Annotated in this window: 14 protein-coding genes; 4 read left to right on the top strand and 10 right to left on the bottom strand. The window is 63.0% G+C overall.

Annotated features, from left to right (window positions below; all coding sequences use genetic code 11):
• Positions 1-3: 3 nt before the first annotated feature.
• The gene (locus tag V7787_RS05735; RefSeq protein WP_014589696.1) at positions 4-486 is read right to left on the bottom strand and encodes a glutathione peroxidase; all 483 of its coding nucleotides are present in this window, start codon (positions 484-486) and stop codon (positions 4-6) included.
• Between the two features lie 145 nt (positions 487-631).
• Positions 632-1,117 carry an FKBP-type peptidyl-prolyl cis-trans isomerase gene (locus V7787_RS05730; RefSeq protein ID WP_003247325.1) on the bottom strand — a complete coding sequence of 162 codons (486 nt, stop codon included), beginning with the start codon at positions 1,115-1,117 and terminating at the stop codon, positions 632-634.
• Here V7787_RS05730 and V7787_RS05725 point away from each other — a divergent pair.
• Together V7787_RS05725 and pta are read left to right on the top strand one after the other, a co-directional pair.
• Positions 1,116-1,418, top strand: a complete 303-nt coding sequence (locus tag V7787_RS05725; protein ID WP_010952015.1) for a DUF3565 domain-containing protein — start codon at positions 1,116-1,118, stop codon at positions 1,416-1,418. The two genes, V7787_RS05730 and V7787_RS05725, sit on opposite strands and share 2 nt — an antisense overlap.
• Before the next feature lie 31 nt (positions 1,419-1,449).
• Positions 1,450-3,537, top strand: coding sequence for a phosphate acetyltransferase (gene pta, locus V7787_RS05720; protein WP_010952014.1), 2,088 nt, complete (start codon positions 1,450-1,452; stop codon positions 3,535-3,537).
• 79 nt (positions 3,538-3,616) lie between these two features.
• Here pta and V7787_RS05715 read toward each other — a convergent pair whose 3' ends face one another.
• The 8 genes from V7787_RS05715 to V7787_RS05680 all read right to left on the bottom strand — a co-directional run bounded on the left by V7787_RS05715 (position 3,617) and on the right by V7787_RS05680 (position 16,028).
• A complete protein-coding gene (locus V7787_RS05715) occupies positions 3,617-4,336 on the bottom strand; it encodes an OmpA family protein (RefSeq protein ID WP_003247328.1) in 720 nt (239 codons plus the stop codon).
• Between the two features lie 109 nt (positions 4,337-4,445).
• Positions 4,446-5,090, bottom strand: a complete 645-nt coding sequence (locus V7787_RS05710) for an MBL fold metallo-hydrolase (protein WP_198747998.1) — start codon at positions 5,088-5,090, stop codon at positions 4,446-4,448.
• A 145-nt stretch (positions 5,091-5,235) separates the two neighbouring features.
• Entirely contained in the window at positions 5,236-5,928 is a 693-nt protein-coding gene (locus V7787_RS05705; protein ID WP_003247329.1) for a sensor histidine kinase, read from the bottom strand.
• On the bottom strand, positions 5,925-7,532 hold the full coding sequence (locus V7787_RS05700; protein ID WP_336086383.1) for a response regulator: 1,608 nt from the start codon (positions 7,530-7,532) through the stop codon (positions 5,925-5,927). Before V7787_RS05700 ends, V7787_RS05705 begins: the two co-directional genes overlap by 4 nt.
• 159 nt (positions 7,533-7,691) lie before the next feature.
• Positions 7,692-10,409 (bottom strand): LuxR C-terminal-related transcriptional regulator, encoded by a 2,718-nt coding sequence (locus tag V7787_RS05695; RefSeq protein WP_064490771.1) that lies wholly within the window; start codon positions 10,407-10,409, stop codon positions 7,692-7,694.
• A 328-nt stretch (positions 10,410-10,737) separates the two neighbouring features.
• On the bottom strand, positions 10,738-12,102 hold the full coding sequence (locus V7787_RS05690; protein ID WP_010952007.1) for a DUF1329 domain-containing protein: 1,365 nt from the start codon (positions 12,100-12,102) through the stop codon (positions 10,738-10,740).
• A gap of 25 nt (positions 12,103-12,127) precedes the next feature.
• Positions 12,128-14,014, bottom strand: a complete 1,887-nt coding sequence (locus tag V7787_RS05685; protein WP_064490772.1) for a DUF1302 domain-containing protein — start codon at positions 14,012-14,014, stop codon at positions 12,128-12,130.
• A gap of 331 nt (positions 14,015-14,345) precedes the next feature.
• A complete protein-coding gene (locus tag V7787_RS05680) occupies positions 14,346-16,028 on the bottom strand; it encodes a fatty acid--CoA ligase (RefSeq protein WP_336086380.1) in 1,683 nt (560 codons plus the stop codon).
• A gap of 293 nt (positions 16,029-16,321) precedes the next feature.
• On the opposite strand from V7787_RS05680, the gene V7787_RS05675 reads away from it, so the two are divergent.
• Together V7787_RS05675 and V7787_RS05670 are read left to right on the top strand one after the other, a co-directional pair.
• Entirely contained in the window at positions 16,322-17,287 is a 966-nt protein-coding gene (locus tag V7787_RS05675; RefSeq protein WP_010952003.1) for a 2-hydroxyacid dehydrogenase, read from the top strand.
• Between the two features lie 54 nt (positions 17,288-17,341).
• Positions 17,342-18,340: a class I SAM-dependent methyltransferase gene (locus V7787_RS05670; RefSeq protein WP_198747997.1), complete on the top strand. Its 999-nt coding sequence runs from the start codon at positions 17,342-17,344 to the stop codon at positions 18,338-18,340.
• Positions 18,341-18,370: the final 30 nt, after the last annotated feature.

Below are 18,370 nucleotides of genomic sequence, written 5' to 3'. Positions count from 1 at the left end.
TCTTCAGGCCAGGGCTTTCTCGATGGCCTGCACCACCGCCGGGTCATCCGGTGCCGTGCGCGGCGAGAAACGCGCCAGCACCCGGCCATCCTTGCCCACCAGAAACTTCTCGAAATTCCAGGTAATGTCACCGGGGAACTCGGCCCCCTCCCCTGCCAGCAGGCGGTACAACGAATGGCGCTGCGGCCCGTTGACCTCCAGCTTGCCCCCCAGCGGGAAGCTGACCCCGTAGTTGAGGCTGCAGAAGTCCTGGATTTCCTTTTCGCTACCCGGTTCCTGCCCGGCAAACTGGTTGCACGGCAGGCCAAGCACATTGAAGCCCTTGTCCTTGTAGATCTGGTAGAGGTTTTCCAGGGCCTTGTATTGCGGCGTCAGGCCACATTTGGAGGCAACGTTGACCACCAGCACCACTTGGCCCTTGAAGGGGGCGAGGGGCAGCTCTCCGCCGTTCAGCGCTTCCAGTTTCAGGTCGTGAAATGCACTCATGATGAAATCCCCTCTCAGGTTCCCGGTTGCCGTGCAGGCGAATTCCGCCCACTAAAAAGGCGCTCGTCCAAACCGTTCACCTCCCGTAGGAAGGCAAATCGGCTTGCCCGAGCGCCTGGCGACTTTCTGAGCTTAGCGCAGAAAATCAGTGGTGATGGCCACCTTCACCGTGGATGTGACGGTGAGCGATTTCTTCGTCGCTGGCGTCACGCACGTTCACAACCTTGACCTGGAAGGTCAGGCGCTGACCGGCCAGTGGGTGGTTGCCATCAACGGTGACGTCGTCGCCGTCGATGTCGCGGATGGTGACGATCTGCATCTGGCCGTCCGGCGCCGAAGCGTGGAACTGCATGCCCACTTCCAGCTCGTCGACACCTTCGAACAGGCTACGGTTCAGGGTGCTGACCAGTTCGGCCAGGTACTCGCCGTAGGCCTCTTCAGGTTCAATGGAAACGTTCAGCTCGTCACCAGCCTGCTTGCCTTCCAGGGCTTTTTCCAGGCCCGGGATGATATTGCCGGCACCGTGCAGGTAAACCAGCGGCGCGCCACCGGCGGAGCTGTCGATGGTCTCCCCGGCGTCGTTGGTCAGGGTATAGTCGATGGAGACAGCCTTGTTGGCGGCGATCAGCATGGGGCAAGACCTTTTGCAAAAGAATGTAGAGCGGACAAGTGTAACCTTGCCATCGTCCGATTGCGAACGTGGTGCAGACGAGCAACGGCCCATCAGTCGGATCAACGGCTTTCATCAGGACGAAGAAGGCCACTGGGTGGCGGAACTTTCGTGCGGCCATACCCAGCACCTGCGCCACCAGCCGCCGTGGCAGGCACGCCCCTGGGTGCTCGACCCGGCACAACGTGCGCAACACATCGGCCAGCCTTTCGCTTGCGGCTGGTGCGCACAAGGGGCCGATAGCGCTACCCTTGACCGCTAATTTCTTGCACCGCTTATTTCGAGAAGCACGCATGCAGACATTTTTCATTGCGCCGACCGACTTTGGTGTCGGCCTGACTTCGATCAGCCTGGGCCTGGTGCGCACCTTGGAGCGTGCCGGCCTGAAGGTCGGCTTCTTCAAGCCTATCGCCCAGCCCCACCCGGGTGACACCGGCCCCGAGCGCTCCACCGAACTGGTCGCCCGCACTCACGGCATCAAGCCACCGGTCCCACTGAGCCTGGCCCACGTCGAGCGCATGCTCGGCGATGGCCAACTGGACGAGCTGCTTGAAGAAATCATCCGCCTCTACCAGCAAGCCTGCGTCGGCAATGACGTGGTTGTGGTCGAGGGAATGGTGCCTACGCGCCACGCCAGCTACGCAGCGCGGGTCAACCTGCACCTGGCCAAGAGCCTGGATGCCGAGGTAATCCTGGTATCGGCCCCGGAAAACGAAGTGCTCAGCGAGCTGTCTGGCCGGGTCGAACTGCAGGCCCAACTGTTTGGCGGCCCACGCGACCCGAAAGTACTGGGGGTGATCCTCAACAAGGTGCGTACCGACGAGAGCATGGCGGACTTCGCCACCCGCCTGCGCGAGCACTCGCCATTGCTGCGTGGCAATGACTTCCGCCTGCTTGGCTGCATCCCCTACCAGCCCGAGCTGAACGCGCCGCGGACACGCGATGTGGCCGAGCTGCTCGGCGCCCAGGTGCTCAATGCCGGCGATTACGAGCAGCGGCGCATGAGCAAGATCATCATCTGTGCACGCACGGTGGCCAACACGGTCCCGCTACTGACCTCGGGCACCCTGGTGGTAACCCCGGGCGACCGCGACGACATCATCCTCGCTGTCAGCCTGGCAGCGATCAATGGCGTACCCCTGGCCGGCTTGCTGCTGACCAGCGACAGCAAGCCTGACGTGCGTATCCTCGGCCTGTGCCGCGGTGCCCTGCAGGCCGGCCTGCCGATCCTTTCGGTCAGCACCGGCTCGTACGACACCGCCAACCAGCTCAACTCGCTGAACCGCGAAATCCCGGTGGACGACCGCGAGCGTGCCGAGTTCATCACCGACTTCGTCGCCAGCCACCTCGACGCGGCCTGGCTGCACCAGCGCTGCGGCACGCCGCGCGAACTGCGCCTGTCGCCGGCAGTGTTCCGCTACCAGCTGATTCAGCGTGCGCAGCAGGCCAACAAGCGCATCGTCCTGCCAGAAGGCGCCGAGCCACTGCTGGTGCAGGCTGCAGCCATCTGCCAGGCCCGCGGCATCGCTCGCTGCGTGCTGCTGGCCAAACCCGAAGACGTCGACGCCGTGGCCCGCGCCCAGGGCATCACGTTGCCGCCGGGGCTGGAGATTCTCGACCCCGAACTGATTCGCGGACGCTACGTGGAACCCATGGTCGAGTTGCGCAAAAGCAAGAACCTCAACGCACCGATGGCCGAGCAACAACTGGAAGACCCCGTGGTGATCGGCACCATGATGCTGGCCCTGGACGAAGTGGACGGCCTGGTCTCGGGCCTGGTGCACTCCACGGCCAACACCATCCGCCCGGCCCTGCAGCTGATCAAGACCGCACCCGGCTCGAGCCTGGTCTCATCGGTGTTCTTCATGCTGTTCCCCGAGCAGGTGCTGGTGTACGGCGACTGCGTGATGAACCCGCACCCAAGCGCTGCCGAACTGGCGGAGATTGCCCAACAGAGTGCCGCCTCGGCGCAGGCCTTCGGCATCGCGCCACGGGTGGCGATGATCAGTTATTCAAGCGATTCGGCCAGCGATGAAGAAGTCGAGAAAGTGCGCGAAGCGACACGCCTGGCACAGGACGCGGCGCAGGAGCTACTGATCGACGGGCCGTTGCAGTATGACGCAGCGGCCAACCCGGCCATCGCCCGAGAGCTGGCGCCGGCTAGCCCGGTGGCCGGGCGCGCCACGGTGTTCGTGTTCCCCGACCTGAATACCGGCAATACCACGCACAAGGCGGTACAGCGCAGTGCCGACGGGGTCAGCCTGGGGCCGATGCTGCAGGGTTTGCGCAAGCCGGTGAATGACTTGCCGCGAGGGGCGCAGGTTGACGATATCGTGCATACCATTGCCCTGACGGCGATTCAGGCCAGCGTGGCGCGCTAAAAGCAGAGGCTTCTTTGCAAGCCTTGTGGGAGCGGGTCTGCCCGCCCCCACAGAGCCGCAAAGCGGCCCGGAAGGTCAATCAGGGATACTGCTGAACCTGACCTTGCTGCTCATACTGCTGACCCGGAATCGGCTTCAGGTTCACTTCCACACGGCGGTTCTGCGCACGACCATTGGCGTCAGCGTTGCTGGCGATCGGCTGGTCCGGGCCCATGCCACGTACAGAGATACGCGAGGCATCCACACCCTGCGAAGTCAGGTAGGTGCTGACCGCCTGCGCACGGCGCTGGGACAGGTCCATGTTGTGCTGGCGGCTGCCCGTGCTGTCGGTGAAGCCGACCACTTCGATGGTGTTCTGGTTGAACTGCTTGAACGAGCCAGCCAGGTTGTTCAGTGGCGAGTAGAAGCTTGGGGCGATGTTGGCCGAGTCGGTGGCGAAGGTGATGTTGCCCGGCATGATCAGCTTGATCTGGTCACCCTGACGCTGCACTTCCACACCCGTGTTGGCCATCTGTGCGCGCAGCTCGGCTTCCTGCTTGTCGGCGTAATAGCCGTAACCTGCAGCGGCAGCACCCACTGCTGCGGCACCGATCAGGGCCCCCTTGCCACGGTTGTTGTGGTCGATGGCGGCACCCGCGATGGCACCGGCCAGCGCGCCCAAACCGCCGTACTTGGCGGTCTTGCTCATCCCTGTGGAGCCCTGCGCCTGACCCTGGTTGTCGTAAGGGTTCTGACCGGCGCAGCCGGTCATCAGTGCAGCGGCGGTTGCGACGATAATCAGACGACGCATGGTGAACATGGACAAGCTCCTACTGAAATTCATAAATGCGGCAGATCCCAAGGGGTTCTATGCCAGCCTTGGAACGCATCGGCAACGAAAAATTCCATGAAAGTGCCTTCATGTGCCATCAGGCCCGCACGAATGGGTTTTCACGCATCTCGTCGCCCAAACGGGTGTCGGGCCCGTGGCCGGTCACCACGACGGCCTCTTCGTCCAGCCGGTACAGCCGCTCCTTGATGGAACGCACGATTGCCCGCTGGTCGCCACCCCATAAATCGGTGCGGCCAATACCCCGGCGGAACAGGGTGTCACCGGCAATCAACAACTTGGCGTCGGCGAACCAGAAGCTCATCGAGCCCGGGGTATGGCCTGGCGTATGCAACGCCACACCGCAGCCGCAGGCCAGTTCTTCGTCATCGCCCAGCCAGCGGTCCGGTGCCGGTACCGGCGTGTAGGGTACGCCGAACATCTGGCACTGCATCTCAAGGTTGTCCCACAGCACCTGGTCGTCCTTGTGCAGGTGCAGCGTGGCACCCGTCAGCTCCTTGAGCTTGCCTGAGGCGAGGAAGTGGTCGAAGTGCGCATGGGTGTGGATGATGCTCACCAGCGTCAGGCCGTGGACCTGCAGGCGGGCAAGAATCTTGTCCACATCACCACCCGGGTCCACGACAATGGCTTTCTTGGTCAGGGGGTCGCCGATCAGCGTGCAGTTGCACTGCAAGGGGCCGACAGGGAAGGTTTCGCGGATGAGAGCAGGCGGGGCTTGGGTCATGGTGTTCTCGCAGGTGAAGCTGGGTTCTGCTGGGAGCCTGACAGGAAAATGGGGTGGGTGCACGAGGTTCATGTCTTGAGCGAAGTGGCGCCTGTGAGATCGAGCGCCGCGCGGGCGGCGCTCGATCGCCCAGGCACCCAATACCTCAAGGCAAAAACAACCTGAACAACCCACCCCCAAGCGCCCCGCCGTTGGAGATCTCGATCCGCCCGCGCACCCCGCCGCTTTCATGCAACGCGGCGATCCGCGCCGCAAAATACAGCCCAAGGCCGGTACTGCCGCTGGTCGAGTCGATGCCCTGGATGTACTCCTCCTGGCGCTCAAGCATGTGCTTTGGATAACCCGGGCCGTCATCATTGACGCAAATGGCCAACTGGTTATCGGCCTCTTCGATGGTGATCAGCAAGGCGTGCCCGGCAAAGCGGGTGGCGTTGGTGATGACGTTGGAGATCACCGAGGCCACCAGTTCGCGGTCGAAGAAACCCAGCGGGTTGTCGGTGTCGATACGCCAGGTGGCGAGAATGTCGTTGTGCTTGAGTACTTCCTCGTGCGCCGCCAGCTGGGCTTCGATGAAATCATCCAGCTCATGGTAATCCGGGCATACCGGCAACTGGTTCACACCCAGTTTGTACAAGCCCAGCAACTGCACCAGCATGCCGTTGAGGTGACGAAATTCATGCTCCATGATCCCCTGTTCAGCACCGCCGCGCAGTTCCTCGGGCAAGCGTTCCACCCACTGGCTGTGGGACTGGATCAGCGCCGACAACGAACTTTTGAGGTCGTGCACGGTGGAGGCGATCACCGTGGAAAAATCCAGCCCCTGATTGTCTTGATTCATGCGCCGAACACTCGGATGTGCAGTTTGCGGTAACGGTCATAGCGATTGTCGCTGGCAGGGATCCCGGCCACGCTGGTCAAGGCGTCGCGGCACTCCTGCATGATCGCAGGCTGAGGGTTGTCACCGCCGATGCGCAGCAGCGCCTGGGCGGTGTTGAGGGCGATGCTGATGTTCTTCGGCTGTAAACCCAATGCCTTTCGGAACAGTTGCAACGCCTCGCCAAGCTGCCCTCCCTGGTAACTGCGCACACCCTGCCGGTTGAGGGTGACCGCTTCGGTAATGGCGTTGAGCACGCTGGGGTCATCCGTCAGCTTGCCCACTTTCTCCATGACCTTGGGGTCATCGCCATAACTTTCCACACAGTTCTTCAGCACGCCGATGGCGGCGGCTTCCTGCCCCATCGCCTGCAATTGCGCAGCGACAGTCAGGGCCGAATCGACCGAGAAGAACTGGTTCATCTTGTCCAGGCGCTGAATCGCCTGTTCTGTCAACTTGCCGGCCGTTTCCGGGTCGCCGGCCTGCTGCAGGCTGGCAGCCTTCATCATCCGCGCACGCACCTGCAAGCCTTGGTCCTCGGGGTTTTCCTTGGCCACTTCGCTGAGCGTGGTGTTGATCTCGACCCGGGTACGGGCGTCCAGGCCGAAGCCTGCATTCTTGCTCATCAACGCCTGCACCAGGCCAAGGTTGTTTTCGGCATCCTTGTAGCGCGAACTCTGCCCCTGGTTCACCGCATGACGGAACGCCTTCGATGCGCTCTCGAAGTCTTCGTTCTCCAGCGCCAGCTTGCCCAGCGTCGACTGCCGACGCACCGACAAAGGCGACAGGCGCACGGCTTCTTCAAGCAAGTTCTGCGCGCGCCGGGTATCCCCCTGAGCCACCAGCACCTCGACCATGCCATCGTAAAGGCCTGGCATGATCGGGAACGCCTTGAGCGCCTGCTCGTATACACCCTGGGCCTGAGCATTCTGACCACGCTTGTGCATCAGTGCGCCCAATGCAGCATATACCCACGGCTGCGGACGGCTGGCCAGGATGGCCTTGAGGAATTTTTCCAGTTCCTCGAAACGGTTGAGGTTGCGCAGGGCATCGGCCCGGTAGCGCAAGCACAAGGGTGCCAGGCGCGGATCCTTCTTGCACAGCTCGGCGCAGGCCGCCAGTACTTCGGCCGGACGGTTGCGGTCCAGCGCCTGCAGGATCGGCTTCAGCAACGTCTTGCGCTGGAACAGTTTCTCGACGCGCTGGGCCAGGCCAACCCGGTTGAACGGTTTGGTCAGGTAGGCATCGGGCTCGTGCTCGATGGCGCTGAGAACAATCGCCTGACTGCTCTCGGCAGTGACCATGATGAACACGCACTCATGGCTGATGTGCTTGTCGATGATCAGGTCTTCAAGCACCTGCTGCCCGTTCTTCTTGCCATCACCCAGATGGAAGTCCTGCAGGATGAAGTCATAGCGCTTCTGCGCGCACATGCGCAGCGCCTGCTCGCCGCTGTCAGCGGTGTCCACGTCGCGCACGCCCAACTCGCGCAACATGGAACGGGTCGACGTACGAAAGTCGGTAAAGTCGTCGACGATCAGAAAGCTCTTTTGCCCGTACTGCAGCATCAACACGACCTGCCTTGGAATGATTGAAAAATCGCGCGAGGCGATGCCACCGATAGCTGTATCGGCAGCTGGTCGGGAAAGATGAGGGTAGAGCATTGTCGGCCAGAAAATATGGCGTCAGGCCATCACTTTAACGAGCAATGACCTACAGGGCCAGTATCACGCCAGCAACCCCAGGGATTTGGCCTTGGCCACCGCCTGGGTGCGCCGCTCCACGCCCAACTTGCTGTTGATGTGGCTGGCGTGGGTCTTCACCGTGTGCAGGGAAATGAACAGCCGTTCGCTGATCTGCTGATTGGAGCAACCTTGGGCAATCAGTTCGAGCACGGCCATTTCGCGGCCACTCAGCGCTTCGCCGTTGCCCGTACTGGCGATTGACACTGGCGGCAGGTGCTTGAGCAGTTCCGCCTGAACCGGGCAAGCGGCACCTGCCTGCAGTTGTTCATGAAGCCATTGCGGGTGTTTTTCCAGCAGTGGCTGCATCGGCTGCATCACACCGCCATGCGCCGCTTCCAGCAAGCTTGGCAGCAACTGCGCGGCCTGCCCTTCCTTGCCTTCGTCCAACAGCAGGGAAAGCCATTGGCTCAGGGCGCTGACGGCGAGCATCATGCCGCCACTGTCCTGGCCGCGCTTTACCAGGCATGCCAGGCGTTGCACGGCATCGTCGCTACGCAACTGGATGCGATCGAGCGCTGCCTGCTGCAACGCAATGTGCAACGGCAGCAGCGGATGGAACTCCGGTGCCGCCGCCGGCTGCTCGCCGCCATAGGTCTGGCCCAGGCGCTGCAGCCAGGACTCCGCCAGATCGGTACGCCCCTGGGCCAGCCACAGTTCGCATTTGACCAGGGTAATCATGGCCAGGTAGTAGACCGGGGGCACATCCCAGATGTGCATCAAGCGCTCTGCCTCGGCCAGTTCGGCAAAGGCCTCGGCAAAGTGACCTTCCCGGCCATCGAGCGTGGCAATCACGCAATGACCGATGAGCACACTGATGTCCCGGCACGCTCGCGCCTCGCCCAGCCCCGCGCGCAAACGCGCGCGGCCCTGCGCCGGCTGCAGACGCGAGACCAGCAGGTAACCTTCGTAAAGCGTCAGCCGCGCACGCACGGCATACAGCCGCTGCGCCGAAAGCCCTTGCAGACGTTGCAGCCCTTGGCGCACTTCGTCCAGCGCACGTAGCACCTCGCCACGGGCATGCAGCACCCGCGCCCGATCGTAATGCGCCAGCGCCTCGAACAAGGGGTTGCCGACCCGCTGGGCCAGCTCCAGGGCCTCGCGGTTCCAGCCTCGGGCCCGCCAGAAGTCACCATCGGCAATGGCCAGGTTGGACAGCGTCGACAAACACACCAGCCGCTGGCCATAGCGCTTGCTCGGCAGGCTCTGCAGCGCTTCGCCGCAATAGGCCAGGGTGCGCTCGCGGTCGCCACGGCCACGGGCAATGACCCCACTGAGTGCCAGCCATTGGGCCAGCATCGACTTTTGTGCGGTCGCCGAAGGCGCGGGCAGAAAGCGACTGAGGTAGCCAGCCAGTTCCTCGGCAGCATCCAGCTGGCAAGCCAGCCCCAACGCCCAGCTGTACAGCACGATCAGCCGCGGCGTGCTGATCAACAGACTGTCGGGCAGGTCCATCTTCCAGCGCAGCAACATGCCGACATTCTGCTCGGCCAGCAGTTGCTCCTCGGACAGACTTTGCACCAGGTCGGCGGCAACATCGAGGTGGCCGGCACGCAAAGCCTGCTCCACCGCCTCGTCCAGCAGGTCTTGAGCTTCAAACCAGCGGCAGGCCCGCAAATGCAGAGCGACCTGCGATTCGCTCGCCTGGCGGCTGCGCAGCAGGTCGGAGAACAAATGGTGATAGCGGAACCAGTGGCCATGCTCGTCCAGCGGCACAAGGAACACCTGATGCGCCTGCAGGAAGCTCAGGACGGCGGCGCTGTCGTGGCGGCCACGCATCGCATCGCAAAGCGGAGCGCAGAAACGCTCCTGGCAGGCGGTTTCGTCCAGGAAGGCCTGCACGTCCGCAGGTAGCCTGTCGATGACTTCTTCAAGCAGGTAGTCGCGGATCAGGCCCTCGCCACCATGCAGCGCCTGGGGCAAGGCTTGCTCGTCGGCGCTGTCGCTGGCCGCCAGTTGCCAGAAACGCAACCCGGCCACCCAGCCGTCGCTGCGCTGGATCAGGTTGTCCAGTGCCTGGCCGCGCAGGCCGGTAGGCTGGCGACCGATCACCGCCAGCGACTCATCCGCGGTGAGGCGCAGGTCCTGTTCGTTAAGCTCGACCAACTGCCGGGACAGGCGCAGGCGCGCCAGGTGCCAGTCTGGCCGCTGGCGGCTGGTCACCAGCAACACCAGCCCGGGGGGCAGGTGATTGAGGAAGAACTGCAGGCAACGGTCGAGCACCGGCCCCTGGGCCAGGTGATAGTCGTCCAGCACCAGCAGCAGCGGCGTATCAGCCTGCAGGTACAGCGCCAGCTCGTCGAGCAGGCCGTCAAGCCACTCTTCAAAGGCAAACGGCTGGTGGCGCTGGCGCATTTTCAGCAGGCCCATGGCCTGGCCGCCCAGTGCCGGGCAGTATTGCTGCAGGCCTTCAAGCAAGCGCTCAAGGAAGCGGCCAGGGTCAGCGTCCCGCTGGCTCAGGCCAAGCCACAGGCTGCGCCAGTGCTCGGGCAGTGTTTCGCAAAACTCGATGGCCAGGGAGCTTTTGCCGAAACCCGCCGGCGCATTGACCAGCAGCAGCCGCCCGCCCAAACCGGCTTCCAGCCGCTGGCACAAACGCAGGCGCGGCACATGGCCGTCCGGCAGCGGTGGCCGGAAGAAACGCCCGTCCCGCAGGCCAAGGGCCTGACTTGCGAATCCATGGGTACGGGACAGATCTGTCATGGCCGGCTCGTTCTGGTTGGAAGACAACGGCGGTATGGATGTTTGCGAGACTAGCCGTTAACGCTGCGCATTTGAAGATGATGGGCGCAATAGGCGCGGAAAAGACTGCGACAAAAAGCAACATGGCTGATGGACAGGGGGCTGGGGCAGGGGTTTGGAGAGGTATTCAGGAGGTTTATTGCCTTGCCCGGCCTCTTCGCGGGTGAACCCGCTCCTACCGCGGAACCTGTAGGAACGGGTTCACCCGCGAAGAGGCCGGTTCAGGAAATAGAAACGCCCCGGCGAGCCGGGGCGTTCTGGGGATCACACGGCGTTCAGTGATTTCAGCTTAGCGAATACCCGACTGACGCAGCGCTGCGGGCTGGAAATCGGCCTTGCTGGCACTGAAGCCGAAGTCGTAGGCACGTTTCTCTTCGTTCTTCATCCCAAGGGCCAGGTAACGACCGGACTGCAGGTCGTAGATGGCTTCCAGGGTGTACCAAGGCACTTCCACGTTGTAATAAGGCTGAGCATGGGCCTCGGACACGCGCCACAGTTGGCCACGGCCGTCGTACTGGTCGATCACCGCAGCCTGCCAGGTGTCCTCGTCGATGTAGAAATCACGCTTGGCGTAGATGTGCCGCTGGCCTGGCTTGAGGGTTGCAACTACGTGCCAGACGCGGCGCAGCTCGTAACGGGCCAGATCCTGGTTGATGTGCCCGGCCTTGATGATGTCGGCGTACTTCAGCTTGGGGTCATCCAGCTTGAAGGCGTTGGAGGCGATGTACAGTTCCTTCTTGCCTTCCAGCTTCCAGTCATAACGGTCCGGTGCACCGTTGAACATGTCCAGGTTGTCCGACGTACGCAGGCCGTCGGCGGCGGTACCTGGGCCGTCATACGACACTTGCGGTGCCTGGCGCACACGGCGTTGGCCGGCGTTGTAGATCCACGCCTTGCGCGGCTCCTTCACCTGGTCGAGGGTTTCGTGCACCAGCAGCACAGTCCCGGCCAGGCGCGCAGGCGCAGTAACTTCCTGCTTGAAGTAGAACAGGATGTTGCCTGGGTTGTTCGGGTCGTAGTCCTTCATCTTGTCGCGGAAGACGAACTGGTCGGAGAAGTATACGGGGTTGAACGAGCCATTCTGCTGCGGCGTGGCCTGGGTCACCAGGCGGCTGACACTGCCGCCGCGGTAGCGGGTGATGTGGTTCCAGATCACCTCAAGGCCGCTTTTCGGGATCGGGAACGGCACCGCCGTGCGGAAGTTGCTCAGGCCGTTGCCGCCTTCCACCAGGGTGGTTTTGGTGGCGTTTTCCTTGATGGCAGCGAACACATCGGCCGGGACGGTTGCGCCGCGATGGGTCTTGAACACCGGGATCTTGTAGGTGTTCGGGTAGCGTTTGAACATGGCCAACTGGCCGGGCGAGAGTTTGTCCTTGTACTGGTCGGCATTCTGCGCAGTGATGGTGAACAGCGGTTTTTCACTGCCGTACGGGTCGGACAGGAAGCCCTTGCCGTCGACGCTGCCTGCGGTCTTCGACAGCGGCTCCCACGGGCCGATGGAGCCGTCGGCGTTGCCGGCCTTCTCGGCACCCATCGGGGTCAGGGTGCTGCCCAGCTTGGCCGCCTCGTCGGCGGATACCGCAGCCATGACGCTGGTCGCCAGCAGGGACAGGCCCAGCACACCGGCTTGCAGCAGACTTCTGGTCTTGTTCATGTCGTGTCGTCCTGGATCTGTATGCTTAGAAGTTCACGCCGAAGCTGAGGGCGACGAAGTCGCGGTCATCCACGGTGCTGTACTTGCCGTCGAAGAAGTTGGTGTACGACAGGCTCGCCGTATAGGTGTTCTGGTACTCGGCGTCCAGGCCCAGGCTGACAGCCTTGCGGCCTTCCTCGAAGTTGGCGCCAGGGCCAGGCGAATAACCGGACACGTCATGCGACCAGGCCACGCTCGGCTTCAGGTTGATACCCGCGAATACGTCGTTGTAGTCCCAGATGACACGGCCGCGGTAACCCCAGGAAGTGCTGGTGGTGTAGCCGTCGTTCTCGCATTTGCGGTTCAGGTTGGCGGTGGACGCCCCCGCACCGGCGCCGGCGATGGTGCTGCCATTGAGCGCCTGGCAGGTATCGGCGCCACCGGTGGATGGCAACGGACCTGGGCCGAACACCGGGTCGCGACCGTAGCGGGTATCGTGGGCATTCTCCAGGCCGCCGACATGGGTAACACCCACTTCACCGACTACAGTCATCCGGCTGGCACCCATCACCTGGTCGAAGAAATGGGTCAGGGTGGTCTGGAACTGGGTGATCTCCTTACGGCGATACCCATGCAGGTCTTGCCCCGGCGTACCGGTCAGCAACGATGCGTTGCTCAACGCGCCGCCAATTGGACGGACACCGGCGAACAGGATATCCGTGGTATTGAGCTGCACTGGCGCATTGGGGCGGTAGCTGACTTCGCCGCTCCAGGCGGTGCCAGTGGGTAACGTGGTGGAGAAACTCAAGCCATAAAGGCGGATGTCCTCGGGGTATTCCACAAAGTACTCGGAATTACCCGCCACGATCAGAGGCGCCAATGCGCGCAGCTGCGCAGGCAGGGCGCTCAGCCCGGCGAACACGGACGGCGGGGCCCCTGTGGCACTGAAGATGGGTGCACGGCTATGGTAATTCATGAAGTAGGCGCCGAACTCCGTGTCCAACGGCTCGAACATATAGCGCATGGCCACACCGAACTGGCCACTGTCACGCGCATCGCGGTCGGCACCACGGCGCACCATCACACCCTCTTCGTTGATGTCCACGCCCCGCGTGGCGAGGAACTGCTGCGCAGCGCCCGGCACCGTGCGGCTGCTATTGAGCACGCGCAAGTTGTCGGTACAGCCGTCGGCGATGATGTCCGGCTGGGAGAAGAAGGTGCCGCAGTTGTCGACGACCGTCTGGTCCCATTCGAGCTGGTAGAAGGCCTCGGCCGACAGGTTGTCGGTCAGGCTCTGCGAGATGTAGAACATGTTGACCGGAATCAGGCCTTCCTTGATCTCGGCCCCGGGACGGCGGAACGCCGACACGTCGATGGGGTTGATCGAGTTGATGCCGCCGCCGATGAAGGTACTTTCGCCCCAGCTCACTACCTGCTTGCCAAAACGCACCGAGCCAGGCTGATCACCGATGGAGTAGTTGTGGTAGACAAAGGCGTCGAGCAGCTCGGCCCCGGACGACTTGGCGCCTTCCTTGCGGTTGGAGTCGCTGATGTCCTTGAACTCGCGGTTTTCGTCCTTCAGTTCGAAGTCGTACCAGTACTTGCCGCGCACGAACACACCGGTGTCGCCGTACTTGAGCTCCAGGTCATGAATGCCCTTGAAGATCTTGGAGAAAGTTTCGCCCTTCTTGAAGTTCAGGTGGCCATCGTCGGATGTCTGTGACAGGCCCTTGCCGCCGTTGTTCACCCCTATCAGGTTCTTGTTGGGGTTGGCCGTCGACCAGCTGGCGCCGATGGAGAGCGACGAGTCGAACTGGCCTTCGATTTCACCAATGTTGAAACTGACAGCGAAAGCAGGACTTGCGAGCGTGGAAGCAAGGCTGACGGCCAAGGGCAGCTTGGCCCGGCGCCAGAACAGGTTTGCAGATTTCATCGACGCTACTCCATGTACTTTTTTGTTATGGCAGTGAGTCCTTTCAAGAACGGCCCGAGCGACCGGATTGCAGGCTTGCACCTGCGGCGACACAGCTTGCGCATGTCGCCCTCCCCCATTCCTGAAAATCCCCTGGCCCCGACTATAGCCAGCAGGCACAGGCGCTTGATCCCTCTAAAGTGTGATTTGCGCTCCATGCCACCAACTCGCTGCAGTTTTGCTTCGGTTGCGGGCTGGTAGTGCTCAAGGATGGCGCATTTCTGTCGTTTGGCAAGGCGGCGGGCTCTCTAGCATGCGGGTCACGCTCTGACGTGCGCGACCCGCACAAGGGTTACAACGTGGAAAGGAACGCGCTGTTGCTGGCCTGCCACTGGACGATGTCCTGGCGAATGCGTTTCTTGTCGAGCTTGCCGACACTGGTCTTGGGAATTTCAGTAACAAGGGCGATCTGGCTTGGAATCGCCCACTTGTTGATATGACCTTGCTCGACGAATGGCTTGAGGTGTTCCTTCAGCGCCTTGGCGTCGATATCGTGGCCGTCACGTGCCACCAGCAGGGCAAACGGGCGCTCACCCCACTGCGGGTCGGCCACCCCCACCACCGCCACTTCGCGCACGGCCGGGTGGCGACTGATCAGGTCTTCCAGGTCGAGCGAGGAAACCCACTCGCCACCGGTCTTGATCACATCCTTGATGCGGTCGCGGATGTCGATGTAGCCCATGCCGTCGAGGGTGGCGACGTCACCGGTGTGCAGCCAGCCGCCCTGCCACAGCTCCTCGCTCTTCTCCGGTTCCTTGAAGTAGCCCATGGTCAGCCACGGCGCACGCAGTACCAGCTCGCCCTGGGTTTCACCATCGGCGGGCAGGAAGTTGCCTTCGCCGTCGACGATGGCCGCTTCGACCAACGGCACCGGCACACCGGCCTTGATACGGTAAGTGACGCGCTCATCCTCGCTGCCGGCCTGCAGTTCATCGTTCAGGTGTGCCGCGGAGATCAGCGGGCAGGTTTCCGACATGCCATACGCGGCGGTCAGCTGGATGCCGCGCGCCAGGGCGGCCTGGTACAGCGAACGGTTGAGCGAGCTGCCGCCGATGATGATCTTCCAGCCGCCGAAGTCCTGCCCCTGGGCGTTCGGGCAGTTGAGCAGCATCTGCAGGATGGTCGGTACGCAGTGGGAGAAGGTGACCTTCTCTTCACGCCAAAGCTTGACCAGCATGTCCGGCTCGTAGCGCCCTGGGTACACCTGCTTCATGCCGAGCATGGTGGCAGCGTAGGGGATGCCCCAGGCATGCACGTGGAACATCGGGGTGATGGGCATGTAAACGTCGTTGCTGCCCAGCAGGCGCACGCTGTCGATACTGCCGGTGACCGAGGCCTCGGCCAGGGTGTGCAGCACCAGCTGGCGGTGACTGAAATACACGCCCTTGGGGTTACCGGTGGTGCCAGTGGTGTAGAAGGTAGTGGCCACCGAGTTCTCGTCGAAATCCGGGAAGTCGTAGCGCGGGCTGGCAGCAGCCAGCAGCTGCTCATACTCGCCGACCAGACCGGGCAGTTCGGCAGTCTTGTACGGGCCATCGGTCAGCAGCAGGGTCTTGTCGACAGTGGTCAGCTGCCCGGCGATGGCCTGGTACAGGCCGACGAAGTCGCTGTTGACCAGCACCACGCGGTCTTCGGCATGGTTCATGGTGTAGAGGATCTGTTCGGGCGACAGGCGCACATTGATGGTGTGCACCACAGCGCCGATCATCGGGATGGCGAACATGCATTCCAGGTAGCGATGGCTGTCCCAGTCCATCACCGCCACGGTGTCACCGGCCTTGACCCCGGCCTCGGTCAGCACATTGGCCAGGCGGGCAATGCGCTCGTTGAGCTGTGGATACGTCAGCCGCATCTGGTCGCGGTAGACGATTTCGCGGGTCTTTTCATAGCGGCTGCCGGACATCAGCAGGCGCTTGATCAGCAATGGATAGGCATAGGCGCCCTCGGCGGGCTTGATGATGCGTGTCTGCAACATGGGGATCCCTTTTCTGAAAAGCGGGCCGGACAAGTCTGGGTTTACTGTAGTTCGCCAATGTGACGGCCAAATCAGCCGAAGGAATGATTTGCGCGGCAGAGGTATGAGTGGCGGGCGTTGACGGGCAGCAAGGTTGAGCTAGACACTGCGGCGGCGGCTTCAGGTTTGCGCCGAAGCCGAGGGCCTCTTCGCCGGCAAGCCCGCTCCTGCAAGGGTTGTGGTGACCTTGTGGGCGCGGGCATGCCCGCAAATGGCCACTATGCCCTTATCCCTCCCTGCCACCGGAGATCTTCATGCCCAGCCCGCGTCGCGCCGTGTTTCTCGATCACCAGTCCCTGGACCTTGGCGACCTCGACCTTTCGCCCCTGAAGCAGCAGTTCGACCAGTTCGAACTGTTCGCCGCCACCCGCCCGGAACAGGTCGCGGAACGCTTGCAGGGCGCCGTGGCAGTGGTCAGCAACAAGGTCATGCTCGACGCCGCAACCCTGGCCGCCAACCCGCAACTGAAGCTGATCCTGGTGGCCGCCACCGGCACCAACAATGTCGACCTGGCCGCCGCTCGCGCCCAGGGCATCACCGTGTGCAACTGCCAGGGCTACGGCACGCCGTCTGTCGCCCAGCATACCCTGGCCCTGCTGTTGGCCCTGGCCACTCGGCTGTGCGACTACAACCAGGCGGTGGCCGATGGCCAGTGGGCCAAGGCCAGCCAGTTCTGCCTGCTGGACTTTCCTATCGTCGAACTGGAGGGCAAAACCCTCGGCCTGCTCGGCCACGGCGAACTGGGCGGCGCAGTGGCGAGGCTGGCCGAAGCCTTCGGTATGCGTGTACTGAGCGGGCAGATCCCTGGCCGCCCGGAGCGCGCCGACCGGCTGCCGCTGGACGAGTTGCTGCCGCAAGTCGATGCCCTGACCCTGCACTGCCCACTGAACGAGCACACCCGGCATATGCTCGGTGCCCGCGAACTGGCCCTGCTCAAGCCCAACGCGCTGGTGGTCAACACCGCCCGTGGCGGCCTGATCGACGAACAGGCGTTGGCCGATGCCCTGCGCGGTGGTCACCTGGGCGGCGCGGCGACCGACGTGCTGAGCGTGGAGCCGCCGGTCAACGGCAACCCGCTGCTGGAGCCCGGCATCCCGCGCCTGATCATCACCCCGCACAGCGCCTGGGGTGCCGTGGAGTCGCGCCAGCGCATCGTCGGCCAGCTCAGCGAGAACGCCCAGGCCTTCTTCGCCGGGCAGCCACGCCGCGTGGTCAGCTGAGCCAGGCGCCCGCCTCTGCTACACTGCGCCACTTTTTTCCAGGAGACGTCGTCCATGGACCCGCGCAGTGAAGTGTTGCTCCGTCAGGCAGAGCTGTTTCAGGGGCCGCTGCTGATTGCCGGCGCCCCCGCCGACGACCTGCTCGGCCAGTTGCCTAAGGCCCAGGCCTGGACCTGGCATGCCGGCGATCAGGCCATGCTCGAAAGCCGCTTCGCAGGCCGCAGCCATTACGGCGTCGAGGCCCCTGAAGCAGCATTCGACAGCGCCGTGCTGTTTCTGCCCAAATCCCGCGAGCTGGCCGCCTATCTGCTCAACGCCCTGGCATCGCGCCTGGCTGGCCGCGAGCTGTACCTGGTCGGCGAGAAGCGCGGTGGCATCGAGGGCGCGGCCAAGCAGCTGCAGGCCTTTGGCAAGCCACGCAAACTCGACAGCGCCCGGCACTGCCAGCTGTGGCAAGTGACCATCGACCAGGCACCGCAGGCAAAATCGCTGGAAAGCCTGGCCGAGCGCTTCGAGCTGGCCCTCGAAGACGGCCCGTTGCAGGTGGTCAGCCTGCCTGGGGTATTCAGCCATGGCCGACTCGACCGAGGTACGGCCCTGCTCCTGAAGCATCTTGACGGACTGCCCGGTGGCCACATGCTGGACTTTGGCTGCGGTGCCGGGGTACTGGGTGCCACGCTCAAACGCCGTTACCCACAAAGCCGGGTGACCTTGCTGGACGTGGATGCCTTCGCCGTGGCCGCCAGCCGCCTGACACTGGCTGCGAACGGCCTGGAAGGCGAAGTGATCAGCGGCGATGGCATCGACGCCGCCCCTACCGAACTGAGCCTTATCCTGAGCAACCCGCCATTCCACACCGGCGTTCATACCAACTATCAGGCTTCGGAAAACTTGCTGAAAAAATCGGCCGTTCATCTGCGAAAAGGTGGCGAAATGCGCTTGGTCGCCAACAGTTTCCTGCGCTACCAGCCACTGATCGAAGGGGCATTGGGCAACTGCCAGGTACGTGACGAGGCCGACGGTTTCCGCATCTACCAGGCAACTCGCGGATAAAAAACAGCGCTTGCCGAAAGCGTTTTGCCT

This window comes from Pseudomonas sp. CGJS7 (genome assembly GCF_036961695.1).
This window is presented reverse-complemented; position numbering and strand designations above follow the sequence as displayed.